The 13,317-nt window shown below is 55.8% G+C and carries 16 protein-coding genes; 4 read left to right on the top strand and 12 right to left on the bottom strand.

The genetic code is table 11. The features are described 5' to 3' along the window. Positions 1-36: 36 nt before the first annotated feature. Together yfcE and yfcF are read right to left on the bottom strand one after the other, a co-directional pair. A complete protein-coding gene (gene yfcE / locus OTG14_RS11950; protein WP_024908956.1) occupies positions 37-588 on the bottom strand; it encodes a phosphodiesterase in 552 nt (183 codons plus the stop codon). A gap of 56 nt (positions 589-644) precedes the next feature. After that, a complete protein-coding gene (gene yfcF, locus OTG14_RS11955) occupies positions 645-1,289 on the bottom strand; it encodes a glutathione transferase (RefSeq protein WP_032646620.1) in 645 nt (214 codons plus the stop codon). A gap of 140 nt (positions 1,290-1,429) precedes the next feature. Here yfcF and yfcG point away from each other — a divergent pair, with 140 nt between their 5' ends. The 4 genes from yfcG to OTG14_RS11975 all read left to right on the top strand — a co-directional run bounded on the left by yfcG (position 1,430) and on the right by OTG14_RS11975 (position 3,973). Beyond that, positions 1,430-2,059: a GSH-dependent disulfide bond oxidoreductase gene (gene yfcG / locus OTG14_RS11960; protein WP_032646621.1), complete on the top strand. Its 630-nt coding sequence runs from the start codon at positions 1,430-1,432 to the stop codon at positions 2,057-2,059. Between the two features lie 75 nt (positions 2,060-2,134). Then, positions 2,135-2,503 carry a dihydroneopterin triphosphate 2'-epimerase gene (gene folX, locus OTG14_RS11965; RefSeq protein ID WP_023312555.1) on the top strand — a complete coding sequence of 123 codons (369 nt, stop codon included), beginning with the start codon at positions 2,135-2,137 and terminating at the stop codon, positions 2,501-2,503. 13 nt (positions 2,504-2,516) lie between these two features. Then, positions 2,517-3,410: a TIGR01777 family oxidoreductase gene (locus OTG14_RS11970; protein WP_032646624.1), complete on the top strand. Its 894-nt coding sequence runs from the start codon at positions 2,517-2,519 to the stop codon at positions 3,408-3,410. A gap of 44 nt (positions 3,411-3,454) precedes the next feature. Further along, on the top strand, positions 3,455-3,973 hold the full coding sequence (locus OTG14_RS11975; protein ID WP_267215119.1) for a GNAT family N-acetyltransferase: 519 nt from the start codon (positions 3,455-3,457) through the stop codon (positions 3,971-3,973). A 97-nt stretch (positions 3,974-4,070) separates the two neighbouring features. On the opposite strand, the gene hisP is transcribed toward OTG14_RS11975, so the two are convergent. The 10 genes from hisP to folC form a co-directional block, all read right to left on the bottom strand. After that, positions 4,071-4,844: a histidine ABC transporter ATP-binding protein HisP gene (gene hisP / locus OTG14_RS11980; RefSeq protein ID WP_010433274.1), complete on the bottom strand. Its 774-nt coding sequence runs from the start codon at positions 4,842-4,844 to the stop codon at positions 4,071-4,073. Between the two features lie 8 nt (positions 4,845-4,852). Continuing rightward, positions 4,853-5,569 (bottom strand): ABC transporter permease, encoded by a 717-nt coding sequence (locus OTG14_RS11985; protein WP_008502590.1) that lies wholly within the window; start codon positions 5,567-5,569, stop codon positions 4,853-4,855. Next, complete coding sequence (locus OTG14_RS11990; protein ID WP_024908951.1) at positions 5,566-6,252, bottom strand: histidine ABC transporter permease HisQ; 687 nt, start codon at positions 6,250-6,252, stop codon at positions 5,566-5,568. Before OTG14_RS11990 ends, OTG14_RS11985 begins: the two co-directional genes overlap by 4 nt. An 88-nt stretch (positions 6,253-6,340) precedes the next feature. After that, the gene (hisJ, locus tag OTG14_RS11995; protein ID WP_024908950.1) at positions 6,341-7,123 is read right to left on the bottom strand and encodes a histidine ABC transporter substrate-binding protein HisJ; all 783 of its coding nucleotides are present in this window, start codon (positions 7,121-7,123) and stop codon (positions 6,341-6,343) included. A 226-nt stretch (positions 7,124-7,349) separates the two neighbouring features. Then, the gene (argT, locus tag OTG14_RS12000; protein WP_023312560.1) at positions 7,350-8,132 is read right to left on the bottom strand and encodes a lysine/arginine/ornithine ABC transporter substrate-binding protein ArgT; all 783 of its coding nucleotides are present in this window, start codon (positions 8,130-8,132) and stop codon (positions 7,350-7,352) included. Positions 8,133-8,423: 291 nt separating this feature from the next. After that, entirely contained in the window at positions 8,424-8,993 is a 570-nt protein-coding gene (locus tag OTG14_RS12005; protein WP_029740194.1) for a UbiX family flavin prenyltransferase, read from the bottom strand. An 89-nt stretch (positions 8,994-9,082) separates the two neighbouring features. After that, positions 9,083-10,600: an amidophosphoribosyltransferase gene (gene purF / locus OTG14_RS12010; protein ID WP_024908947.1), complete on the bottom strand. Its 1,518-nt coding sequence runs from the start codon at positions 10,598-10,600 to the stop codon at positions 9,083-9,085. Positions 10,601-10,633: 33 nt separating this feature from the next. Next, a complete protein-coding gene (gene cvpA, locus OTG14_RS12015) occupies positions 10,634-11,122 on the bottom strand; it encodes a colicin V production protein (RefSeq protein WP_000262116.1) in 489 nt (162 codons plus the stop codon). Between the two features lie 229 nt (positions 11,123-11,351). Further along, positions 11,352-12,056 (bottom strand): cell division protein DedD, encoded by a 705-nt coding sequence (gene dedD, locus OTG14_RS12020; protein ID WP_024908946.1) that lies wholly within the window; start codon positions 12,054-12,056, stop codon positions 11,352-11,354. Continuing rightward, positions 12,046-13,314 carry a bifunctional tetrahydrofolate synthase/dihydrofolate synthase gene (gene folC, locus OTG14_RS12025; RefSeq protein ID WP_032646627.1) on the bottom strand — a complete coding sequence of 423 codons (1,269 nt, stop codon included), beginning with the start codon at positions 13,312-13,314 and terminating at the stop codon, positions 12,046-12,048. Before folC ends, dedD begins: the two co-directional genes overlap by 11 nt. Positions 13,315-13,317: the final 3 nt, after the last annotated feature.

A 13,317-nucleotide genomic window follows, 5' to 3' on the forward strand; every position in this document is an offset into this window, starting at 1 on the left:
AGCGCTCTTTCGGCGCGTTTGCAGTTGAGGTGTAACTTACGGATTAATCGCTACTTGCGCAATAACTTGCTGATCATTAAGTGCGATAACACTCAGAGTATTTCCATCCAGCATGCCATAGCTCGCAGAATACCCACCTTTCGGGATACTGACCGAACCCGGGTTGAAGTGATAAATCTCACCGCGCTTTTCAGCAACCGGAATATGAGTATGACCGTAAACCAGGACATCGCCAGCCGCGAGCGCCGGAAGATTATCCGGGCTAAAAAGATGCCCATGGGTCAGGAACAGTCGGCTTTGTTCCAGCAGCACCTGCTGCCACGGCGCAGTAAGGGGAAAATGCAGCAGCATCTGGTCCACTTCGCTGTCGCAGTTGCCGCGAACGGCGATGATGCGCGAGGCATACGGGTTGAGCTTTTCCGCGACCTGCGCAGGGGCGTAGCCTTCCGGCAGCGCGTTGCGCGGGCCGTGATTGAGCACGTCACCCAGAATAATCAGCCACTGCGCGCCGCTTTGTGCAAACAGGGAGAGGACACGCTCGGTAGCGGGCAGCGATCCATGGATATCCGACGCAAACATCAGTTTCATCAGTCACTCCTCGGGAAAACAGACTGCCCCCATCATACCTGAAGCGTCAGGGCTTATCAGCCCGCACGCTTAGCCGAGAGTGCCACATAGCGCTGCACGGAGGCGCGCTGCCACTGAAACGCGGCATAATCCACCAGCAGCTGCGGCACCTCATCGCCGTTGAGGATCAGGCGGTTTAGCATCAACGCCAGATCGGCATCAGCAATGCACCACTCGCCGAACAGGTTCGGGTTGCCGTGTGCGAGGAGCGAGGTGGCGGTTTCAATGAGTTTTTGCGCGCTTTCTGCACCTTCTGCGCTGAGAGCTGGTTTTTTCACCCCGGCAAACACGACGTCCGTCGAGCGTTCCACGCGAATCGGTACCAGATCGCTTCGCAACCACGCCTGGATCTGCCGCGCCCGGGCGCGCTTTTGCAGATCGTGAGGATAGATGCGCTCCCACTCAGGCGGCGCAAACCGATCTTCCAGATATTCATCAATCGCCGAGGATTCGCTCAGGGCAAAACCGTCAATCTCCAGCACCGGCACGCGTCGGGTCAGGTCGTAACCCTGCCACTGCGGTTTAAGATGTTCACCGCCGTCGAGATCAACGGTCTTCAGCGTAAACGTGAGCCCTTTTTCGGCCAGCGCAACGTATACGCTCATAACATAGGGAGAAAAGAAATTCGCATCGGACCACAACGTGATGACGGGCTGGTTCATAACATCCTCATAGGCTGATCGGTTTTTACTCAACATATAATCTCTTTGCCTCGCTGTCACTTGATGAAAACTCACGATTTACAACAACCACCTATACTCATTTGTCATGGCACCACTCTTCGCATGGACAGGAGTTGAGAATGATCGACCTTTATTACGCCCCTACCCCAAACGGCCATAAGATCACCCTCTTTCTTGAAGAAGCCGAGCTGGATTACAGGATCATTCGCGTGGATATCAGCAAGGGCGAACAGTTCAGCCCTCTCTTTCTGGCTATCTCGCCGAATAATAAAATCCCGGCCATTATTGATAACCAGCCGGCGGACGGGGGCAGACCGTTGAGCCTGTTTGAATCCGGTGAAATTTTGCTCTATCTGGCAGAGAAAACCGGCAAGCTGCTGAGCGGCGAGCTGCGTGAGCGTCACCATACCCTGCAATGGCTCTTCTGGCAGGCGAGCGGGCTGGGGCCCATGCTGGGTCAAAACCATCACTTTACCGCTTACGCCCCGCAGCCCATTCCCTATGCGATAGAACGCTATCAGGTCGAGACGCAGCGGCTCTATGACGTTCTGAACCGTCGGCTGAAGAAAACGCCGTGGCTCGGGGGGGATCATTACAGCATTGCCGATATCGCCTGCTGGCCATGGGTGAATACGCATGAAAAACACCGAATTGACCTGGCTTCTTACCCGGCGGTGAACAACTGGTTTGAGCGCATCCGGACCCGCCCGGCGACCGAGCGGGCGATGCAAAAAATCCAGCAGATTTAACCCTCTATGAGGCTGGGTGCCCGCGAGCCTCTCATGTATGATGAGCGGGAAATACTGACACGGAGAAGACCTGCAATGTCACAGCCAGACGCCATTATTCGTATAAAAAATTTACGCCTGCGTACCTTCATCGGTATCAAAGAGGAAGAGATCGCCAACCGTCAGGATATTGTCATTAACGTGGTGATTCACTACCCCGCAGATAAAGCGCGGGCCAGCGAAGACATCAACGACGCGCTTAACTACCGCACAATAACCAAAAACATCATTCAGTACGTGGAGAATAACCGCTTCTCCCTGCTGGAAAAATTAACTCAGGATGTGCTCGATATCGCACGCGAACATCACTGGGTCACTTATGCTGAAGTTGAGATCGATAAACTTCACGCCCTGCGCTACGCCGATTCCGTCTCCATGACGTTAAGCTGGCGGCGCCAGGCGTAAACCTGGAGGTTGTATGAAGATTTTGCTGACCGGCGGGACAGGCCTGATTGGTCGTCACCTCATTGCGCGTCTGCAGGCCTTGCATCACGACATCACCGTGGTCACGCGCAGCCCGGAGAAAGCGCGTCAGGTGCTGGGGGCGGGTGTCGATATCTGGAAAAATCTGGCCGAGCAGCAAAATCTGGACGGTTTCGACGCCGTCATTAACCTCGCGGGTGAACCCATCGCCGATAAGCGCTGGACGGAAGAGCAAAAACAGCTGTTATGCAGCAGCCGGTGGAACATTACCGAAAAGCTCGTCGAGCTGATCCGTAATAGCCACACCCCACCTTCAGTGCTTATTTCGGGTTCAGCGGTGGGCTATTACGGCGATCTCGGCGAGGTGGTGGTGACCGAGGAAGAGCCGCCCCATAACGAGTTTACCCATAAACTTTGCGCCCAGTGGGAGCGTATCGCCTGTGCGGCGCAAAGCGATCGTACCCGCGTCTGCCTGCTGCGGACCGGGGTCGTCCTCGCGCCGAAAGGCGGCATCCTGGCGAAGATGCTTCCCCCTTTCAGGCTCGGACTCGGCGGTCCCATCGGTAATGGCCGTCAATATATGGCGTGGATCCATATCGACGATATGGTCAACGGTATTCTCTGGCTGCTGGATAACGATCTGCGCGGACCGTTTAACATGGTTGCGCCGTATCCAGTGCGTAATGAACAGTTTGCCCACGCGCTGGGGCATGCCCTGCACCGTCCGGCGATACTGCGCGTGCCTGCCACGGTCATTCGTCTGCTGATGGGAGAAGCGTCTGTACTGGTATTAGGCGGGCAGCGGGCGCTGCCAAAACGGCTGGAAGCGGCCGGCTTTGCGTTCCGCTGGTATGAATTAGAAGAGGCGCTGGGGGATGTGGTGCGGTGAATATGTTACAGTGACAGGCCATGTTCCGAAAATATGGCGTCACAATGGCAACGATCACCACTCCCCGGCTTTACCTCACCCCTTTCGAACCCACTGACTGGGCCTTCTTCCGCTCGCTGCGTGAAGATCGCCGCATCATGCGCTACATGGCCGCCATCGCGCCAGAAAAAGAGACCCGACGCGTGTTTGCCGCGCGACTCGCTGCTGCTCATGTGTTTGTCATTCGCGCCCGGGATGATGATACGCCGCTTGGCGATATTGGCCTGCAAATCAGCCCTGAGAATCGTGAGGAGGCCGATATCGGCTATACGGTTGTACCTGCCGCGCAAGGGAAAGGTATCGCCAGCGAGGCGCTGCGCGCGGTGTGTGATTATGCGTTCAACCAGACCAGCGTGAAGGCGATTAACGCGTACGTGCTGGCGGACAACGGCGGATCGGTGCGCGTGCTGGAGAAAGCCGGGTTTGTGCGTACGCAGGTGCTGGAAAAGGCGTATGAAATTGACGGCGTGCGCTATGACGATTGGGTCTATCGGCTGGAGTATGCCGGCCAGCAACAGAATTAGTAGGCCCGGTAAGCGAAGCGCCACCGGGCGATTGGGCTGTACTGCGGCCTGATGCCCTCACCTCGCCCCTCTCCCACAGGGAGAGGGAGAAGCAAACCTACTTCAACGACCCCTTCAGGAACTGCTGCAAACGTGGGCTTTGCGGGTTCGCCAGCACCTCGTCCGGATGCCCCTGCTCTTCAATTTTCCCCTGGTGCAGGAAGATAACGTGGTTGGAGACGTTACGGGCGAAGCCCATCTCGTGCGTCACCACCACCATCGTTTTGCCCTCTTCGGCCAGCTTCTGCATGATGCGCAGCACTTCGCCAACGAGTTCCGGGTCGAGCGCGGAGGTTGGTTCGTCGAACAGCAGCACCTCCGGTTCCATCGCCAGCGCGCGCGCGATGGAGACACGCTGCTGCTGACCGCCGGAGAGATGCACGGGGTATTTCATCTGCTGGCGCTCGTCGATACCCACTTTCGCCAGGTATTTCACCGCACGCTCGCGGGCTTCCTGCTTGCTCAGCCCCAGTACCTGAACCGGCGCTTCCATCACGTTCTCCAGCACCGTCATGTGGCTCCAGAGGTTAAAATGCTGGAACACCATCGTCAGGCGCGTACGCAGCAGGCGCAGCTGGTGTTTATCCGCCACCTTCAGCTGGCCGTCTTTGTCACGCACCAGGTTGATGTTCTGCCCGCTCACCACGATCGAGCCTTCGCTCGGCTTTTCGAGGAAGTTAATGCAGCGCAGGAAAGTACTTTTACCCGAGCCGGATGAACCGATGATACTGATTACATCGCCTGCGTTAGCCTGCAGCGACACCCCTTTCAGCACTTCATGTTCGCCGTAGCGTTTGTGCAAATCAATAACGTTTAATTTGTTCTCAGCCATCATCTTTCTCAGTGCGTCGAAGAAGGTTTTATATGCTGCAACCAGCGTTTTTCAGCCTTACGGAACAGGCTAATCAAAACATAAGAGATAATTAAATAGAGCACCGCCGCAATGCCAAACGCGGTAAACGGCTGATAGGTCGCGGAGTTAATATCGCGCGCGATTTTGAGCAGATCCGGCACCGTCGCGGTAAAGGCAAGCGCGGTGGAGTGCAGCATCAAAATCACTTCGTTACTGTACGCCGGTAACGCGATACGCAATGCCGACGGCAGAATAATGCAGCGATAAAGTTTCACTGAGGAAAAGCCGTACGCGCGCGCCGCCTCAATTTCACCGTACGGAACCGAACGAATGGCTCCCGCGAAAATCTCGGTGGTATAGGCGCAGGTGTTGAGCGTCAACGCCAGCACCGTACAGTTCAGACCGCTGCGGAAGAACGCATTCAGCATCTCAGTGCCTTTTACGATCTCAAGCGTATACATCCCCGAATAGAACACCAGCAGCTGTACGTACAGCGGCGTACCGCGAAACACGTAGGTAAACAGCCAGATCGGGAACTGGATAAATTTATTGTTCGACACGCGGCCAATGGCAAGAAACACCGCCAGAATGCCACCCATCACCACGGAGGAGATCAGCAGCCAGAGCGTAATCGCCACGCCGGTAAAGCGGTAGCCATCTGTCCACAGCAGCGATTTCCAGTATTCCTGAATAATCTCAATCACAGGTCAGCCCTCTTCACACCCACGGAGTAGCGACGCTCGAGCAGAAGCAGCACACCATTGGAGACGGTCGTAAAGACCAGATAAATCACGCCGCAGACCACCGCAAAGTAAAACGGCTCCCAGGTGCTCTTGCCCGCCAGCTGAGTCGCTTTCACGACGTCTTCCAGACCGAGCAGCGAGACCAGCGCTGTCGCTTTGAGGATAACCTGCCAGTTGTTGCCGATGCCCGGCAGCGCGTAACGCATCATGGCCGGGAACATAATCCGACGAAACGTTTGTGAAGAGGTAAAACCAAATGCGGTTGCCGCCTCAATGTGCCCCTTCGGCACGGCCATGTAAGCACCACGGAAGGTTTCGGTGAAGTAGGCACCGTAGATAAAACCGAGGGTAATAATACCGGCCACCATCGGGTCGATATCAATTTGTCCCATGCCCATCGCGTCCGTTACGCTGTTCAGCGCAATCTGCAGACCGTAAAAGATAAGCAGCATCAGCACCAGATCGGGAACGCCGCGAATAAGCGTGGTGTAGCCTTCAAAAATTAGCGCCAGCGGTTTGTTAGCCGAAAGCTTCGCCCCTGCGCCTGCCAGACCTATCAGCACCGCCAGCACCACGGAGCTGATAGCCAGCTCTAGGGTGACAAGCGCGCCATGTAAAATAACGCCAGAAAATCCGTACAGCATACCGCGAGCCCTGTCGTATCGTGAGTGGTGGAACCGTGTCTTTCCCCCTCCCACGGAGGGAGGGGCCGCACGTTATTTGACGGGGCGATTAGCCGCCGTAAACATTAAAATCAAAGTACTTTTTCGCCAGCTTGTCGTAGGTGCCGTCAGCGCGCATTTCAGCAAACGCTTTGTTCAGCGCCTCACGCAGCTCGTTGTCTTCTTTGCGCAGGCCCATACCGGTGCCCACACCAAACAGCTTCACGTCCTTAATGGACGGGCCGCCAAACTTGTAATCTTTACCGACCGGCGTTTTCAGGAAGCCTTCGCTTGCCGCGACTTCATCCTGGAATGCCGCATCAATTCGGCCTGCCGTCAGGTCAGCGTAGATATTTTCCTGGCCCTGATAGGAGACGATTTCAATCCCCTTCGGCGCCCAGTGTTCGTTACCGTAGGTTTCCTGGGTAGTGCCCTGCAGCACGCCGACACGTTTACCTTTCAGGGACTCCAGCGTTGGCTGAACGTCAGACGATTTAGCCACCACCAGACGAGAATCGGCCGCGTAAAGTTTGTCTGTGAAGGCAATCTCCTGCTGGCGTTTTTCAGTGATGGAGAGCGAGGACATGATCACGTCGATTTTTTTCGCTTTCAGGGACGGGATCAGCGCATCCAGCGGGTTCTCAACGTAGGTACACTGTGCTTTGATGCGTTTGCACAGCTCATTGGCCAGATCGATGTCAAAACCAACCAGTTCACCCTTTGAATTCTTCGATTCGAACGGCGCATAGGTGGGATCGGTACCGATCCGAATTTTCTGCGGAATGGCTGCGAATGCCGCGGTAGCGCTGGAAAAGGCCAGCACCAGAGATAGTGACAACACGAGTTTTTTCATATTTGTCCTCAACAAACTGTCTTCATACGGGATTTTTACGACGACGGGGTGGTGCTAATGTGCCATTAATTCCCTCTGACAGGCAAAGACTAATGCCCTTCAGGCGGGAATTTTTGCATTATAAATGCGTAAGTATGCACAAAGCGATCCAATACGGTGCAACGAGCGCACCGTATTGGGTCAACCGTTCCCGTAACGCACCTTTCCGGTGCGTTAGCGCCAGGTATTATTCACCGTATACGTTGAAGTCGAAGTATTTCTTCGCCAGTTTGTCGTAAGTACCGTCTTTACGCAGCTCTGCAAAGGCTTTGTCGAAGGCGGCTTTCAGCTCGGTATCATCCTTACGCAGGCCAATACCGGTGCCGTCACCAAAGTATTTTTTGTCTTTCACCGACGGGCCCGCAAACGCATAGTCTTTACCCGCAGGCTGTTTCAGGAAGCCTTCGCTCGCGGCGACTTCATCCTGGAATGCGGCATCCAGACGGCCTGCGGCCAGGTCAGAGTAAATCAGATCCTGGTTCTGATAGGCCACCACGTCTACACCCTTCTCACGCCAGGTAGCATTGGCATAACCTTCCTGGGTCGATCCCTGAAGCACGCCAACATGCTTGCCTTTCAGCGAGTCGATGGTTGGCTTAATCGGGGAGCCTTTTGGCGCAATCAGGCGAGAATCCGCGGCGTAGAGCTTGTCAGAGAAGGCAATCTCCTGCTGGCGTTTTTCGGTGATGGAGAGAGAAGAGATAATGGCGTCGATTTTCTTGGCTTTCAGCGACGGGATTAACGCGTCAAAGTCGCTGCCCACCCATGTGCATTTCACCGCAATGCGCTTGCACATTTCATTTCCCAGATCGATATCAAACCCCACGAAATCGCCTTTCGCATCCTTGGAAGAGAATGGCGCGTAGGTTGCGTCTGTACCGATACGAACCGTCTGTGGAAGCGCTGCGTAGCTACCTGCTGCCGCACTTAACCCCACGAGCAAAGACAGAGCCAGAACCGTCTTCTTCATACATTTACCCTCAAGTACCGTGATTTTATTATGTATTGTGTTGTGTGTTGTGTTGCAGGCTTCATCTTGCAGGTCTTATGCCACATTGCCGTCTGGTCAAAACTTCGACGTTAAATATGTTAATAAAACGTTGCGATACTGCCTTAATGGTGAAAGATAGCAGGTCTGCCGAACGAACCGGAGAGAGAAAAAGGGAAAAAACGAATTAAATGTCGAGGATATGATCGCCGTTGCATAATTGCCCTGAAACAGGGCAACTTGTCTTTTCATGCACCTGGTTTGTGCACAGATTCAGGCACCCTGCCAGCGGGTGAAGAGATCTTCAGGCAGGTCGATGTCAAACTGATCCAGCACGCGGTTAACGGTCTGATTAATCACGTCATCCAGCGAGGTCGGGCGATGATAAAATGCCGGTACCGGCGGCATGATGATGGCTCCCAGCTCCGCGGCCTGGGTCATCAAACGCAGGTGGCCAAGGTGCAGCGGCGTTTCCCGCACGCAGAGCACCAGAGGACGACGCTCCTTCAGCACCACATCCGCCGCGCGCGTTACCAGGGTATCGGTATAGCTGTTCACAATGCCGGAGAGGGTTTTAATGGAACAGGGCAGGATAACCATGCCAGCCGTTTTAAACGAGCCTGAGGAGATGCTGGCGGCGATATCACGGGCATCGTGAACCACGTCCGCCAGTGCCTGAACATCGCGCAGGGAGAGATCGGTTTCCAGAGAGAGGGTCTGCCGCGCCGCCTGGCTCATCACCAGATGGGTCTCGACTTCCGCCACGTTACGCAGAACCTGTAACAGACGTACGCCGTAAATCGCGCCGCTGGCGCCGCTGAGCCCAACAATGAGTCGTTTCATGATTTTCGCCCTTACTGATTTCAGGGCAGACTGTGCAGGATTTTGCGGGGAGTTGCAAGTGAGGGCATTCGCCCTCACCTGCCGGAGCATCAACCTTCGTTGTGCATCTCTAAACTTTCGAGATCGTTCTGCATCTGGACGGCTTTCGCATCGTCGTTGCGCAGCGAATCAAGATAGTCGAGGTACTGCTGGTCAACGTCTTTGGTCACGTAAATACCGTTGAACACGGAGCATTCAAACTGCTGAATTTCCGGGTTCTCGGCACGCACCGCGTCGATGAGATCGTTCAGATCCTGGAAAATCAGGCCGTCGGCACCGATAATCTGACGAATTTCATCCACTTCACGGCCGTGAGCGATCAGCTCGTTGGCGGTTGGCATATCGATGCCGTACACGTTCGGGAAGCGAATCTCCGGCGCAGCAGAGGCCAGATAGACTTTCTTCGCACCCGCTTCGCGCGCCATCTCGATAATCTGCTCAGAGGTGGTGCCGCGAACAATGGAGTCATCCACCAGCAGAACGTTCTTGTCGCGGAATTCCGCGCGGTTGGCGTTCAGCTTGCGGCGCACGGACTTACGACGCAGGTGCTGCCCCGGCATGATAAAGGTGCGGCCAACGTAGCGGTTCTTCACGAAGCCCTGACGGTATGGCTTGTCCAGAATGCGGGCGATCTCCAGCGCGATATCGCAGGAGGTCTCCGGGATAGGAATCACCACGTCGATGTCGAGATCGTCCCACTCGCGGGCAATCTTCTCGCCCAGCTTGGTGCCCATGTTGACGCGCGCGCTGTAGACGGAAATCTTGTCGATGAAGGAATCCGGACGGGCAAAGTAAACGTATTCAAACAGGCACGGGTTGCTGACCGGGTTGTCGGCACACTGGCGGGTAAACAGCTGGCCCTTCTCGGTGATGTAGACCGCTTCGCCCGGCGCAACGTCGCGCAGGAATTCGAAGCCCAGGGTATCCAGCGCCACGCTCTCAGAGGCAACCATATATTCAGTACGGCCATCGCCGAGGTCGCGCTTACCGAGCACCAGCGGACGAATGCCGTTAGGATCGCGGAAGGCGACCATACCGTGACCGATGATCATCGCAACGCAGGCGTACGCGCCGCGGATCTGACGGTTTGTCGCGGCAATCGCGGCAAAAATGTTGTCTGCTTCCAGCGGATAGTGACGGAAGTTATCCAGCTCGCTGGCGAACACATTGAGCAGGATTTCAGAATCAGAGGTGGTGTTAATGTGGCGACGTTTCTCTTCGAACAGCTTTTTACGCAGCTCATGCGCGTTGGTCAGGTTTCCGTTATGAGCAAGGGTAATGCCATACGGTGAGTTGACGTAGAAAGGCTGTGCCTCAGAGGCGCTGGAACTGCCAGCAGTAGGATAACGAACGTGACCGATCCCCATATTACCTTGCAGACGCTGCATATGGCGGGCTTCAAACACATCGTTTACCAGGCCATTCGCCTTGCGTAAACGGAAGCAGTTGTTTGCATCAATGGTGATGATACCCGCAGCATCCTGCCCACGGTGCTGAAGCACCGTTAACGCGTCATAAATCGACTGGTTTACCGGCATGAAACCGGCGATACCGACAATACCGCACATTCGTCTTTTCCTCGTTAAGCCACATCTCAGGGTTTATGCCCTGGGCAAAAAACTTGACGAGCTTTGCAGATAGTCAAAGAACCATCTGATGATGAAGCTGAACTCTGGAATGAGCTGCGATTTTTGCCAGTCTTCGCTTTTGGAGAACCCGGTGAAGGTATCCAGGAAGAACAGGATCGCGGCCACAATCAGCACGCCTCGTAATGCCCCGAAACAGATCCCGAGCACCCTGTCCGTTCCTGACAGACCGGTTTTCTCGACCAGCTGACCTATCACGTAATTCACGATAGCGCCGACAATCAGCGTTGCGATAAACAGCACCGCGATAGCGATTCCATTTCGGACCAGTTCATCTTCAAAGCCCGTGAACCAGACAGACAGGTAAGTGTAGTAATGACTGGCAACAAAGAAAGCACAACCCCATGTCACCAGCGATAACGCTTCACGAACAAAGCCACGGATCAGGCTAACCAGACAGGAAAAACCAATCACCGCAATGATGGCGTAATCAATCCAGACCATATGTGTCCCACGATTTAACGCCCTGTCATCCAGTTCGGGGCGAATTCTAACAGAAAAAGAAAACGTTTGCGTAGGGATTTCCTTCCCGCGCGTAAATAAAAAAGGCGCTGAAAAAATGTTCAACGCCACGGTCCATTTGACGTCTCTGTGGACGTCTGCTCCCCCCTCACCCCAACCCTCTCCCTCAAGGGAGAGGGAGCAAACCATTCCGGGAATGGGTAAGATCTTATCAGTTCGCGCTGTAGCCCATCACCACACCGCTCAGGCCGGAGATCTGCTTCAGCTCACCGAGCGAACCTTTAAGCTTATCTTTGGACGCTTCTGGCCCCACGAGGATACGGGTAATTTTACCCTGCACCGGCGTGGAAGGTGAAGTGTAAACACGATATCCCGCACTGCGCAGTTTGCTCACGACCTCGTTGACCTTATCGGCGTTTTTCAGCGCACCAAGCTGCACCACGTAGGCTTTACCCGTTGGGGCAGCGGCATCCTGCTGCGCCGGTTTTGCTGGCGGAGGTGTCTCTGACGCCGCGGCTAGCTGTTCTGCGGCTTTATCCCGCTGCGGTTTCGGCTGCGGCTGCGGCTTCTCAACCGGCTTCGGTTTTTCAACCGGTTTAGGCTGCTCGACCGGCACCGGATCGATATCGCTGTTGCTCGCTGCCGCCAGGCGAGACGGATCGAGCGATGGTGCGGCGGCATCGCCTGCACGCACCTCTTCCGCCGCCCCTTCCGGCGGCTGAGCAGGCAGCGCCTGCGTCGCCGCAGGCAGCATATCCGGCTCATCGCGGTCACCCGGCTTCGGCACCAGCGGAATAGCGGCAAACTCATCCTGATAATGCTTTTTCTGCCCGTCGAGCAGACCCGGGAGAATAATCACCCCGAGCGCGACCAGCACAATGGTTCCTGTTAAACGGTTCTGAAACTTACTCGCCACCGGTTCTCCCCGCGTCCATCACTTCCATGACATGTGCCACCGTGTGGAATGACCCACACACCAGCACGGTATCTTCTGGTTTAGCATCCGCCATCGCGGCATGCCAGGCCTGAGCCACGCTACTGTAGATTGCGCCTTTACCGAGATGTTCCATCAACTGCTCAGCCGTCGCGCCGCGCGGCCCCTCCAGAGGAGCACAATACCAGCTATCGACCACACTCTCCATGCAGGCCAGCGTCCCGCCGATATCTTTATCATGAAGCATACCGATAACCGCCAGCACGCGCCCGGTTTTTGGTAACGAATTGAGACGTCCCGCGAGATACGCCGCCGCATGGGGGTTATGCGCCACATCCAGAATCAGGCGCGGTGACTCGCTGACGATCTGGAAACGCCCGGGCAACAGCGCATTCTTAATGCCGTCGCGGATCGCCTGCTCGCTGACCGTGAGGCCACTGGCGCGCAGTGCCGCCAGCGCGGTTGCCGCGTTCGGCTGCGGTACCTGCGGCAGCGGCAGGTTGTCGAGCGCGCCCTGCGCGTCGCTAAAGCGCCAGCCGTTATCCTGGACCTCGTACTGCCAGTCAACGTCGCGGCGCAGCAGACGCGCGCCCTTCTCGTTCGCCACGTCAGCAATGGTATGCGGCATATCCGGCTCGCCAACCACCGCGGGCTTATTTGCGCGGAAAATACCGGCCTTCTCGCGGCCAATGCTTTCACGATCCGGTCCCAGCCAGTCGATATGGTCCAGCGCGATGCTGGTGACCACCGCCACGTCCGCATCCACCATATTGGTCGCATCAAGCCGTCCGCCGAGGCCAACCTCAAGAATCACCACATCCAGCTGCGCCTGTTTGAACAGCCACAGCGCCGACAGGGTACCGTATTCAAAATAGGTTAATGAGATCTCACCGCGTGCGGCTTCAATTTCCGCGAACGACGCCGTATGCGCCGATTCCGGCAGTTCGCGGTTCTGCACACGAACGCGCTCGGTGTAGCGGACCAGGTGTGGCGAGCTGTACACGCCAACTTTGTAACCTGCGGCCATCAGGACAGATTCCAGCGTGCGGCAGGTCGTACCTTTACCGTTGGTCCCCGCGACGGTGAACACGAAAGGTGCCGGTTTGAGCACATCAAGACGCGCGGCGACCTGGCTTACGCGCTCAAGCCCCATATCGATGGTTTTACTGTGCAGGTTTTCCAGATAAGAAAGCCACGCGGCCAGGGGCGACGTGGCTTGGGGAATGCTTTTATTTTCCATAAT

Source organism: Enterobacter pseudoroggenkampii, from assembly GCF_026420145.1.
Classification (GTDB): domain Bacteria; phylum Pseudomonadota; class Gammaproteobacteria; order Enterobacterales; family Enterobacteriaceae; genus Enterobacter; species Enterobacter pseudoroggenkampii.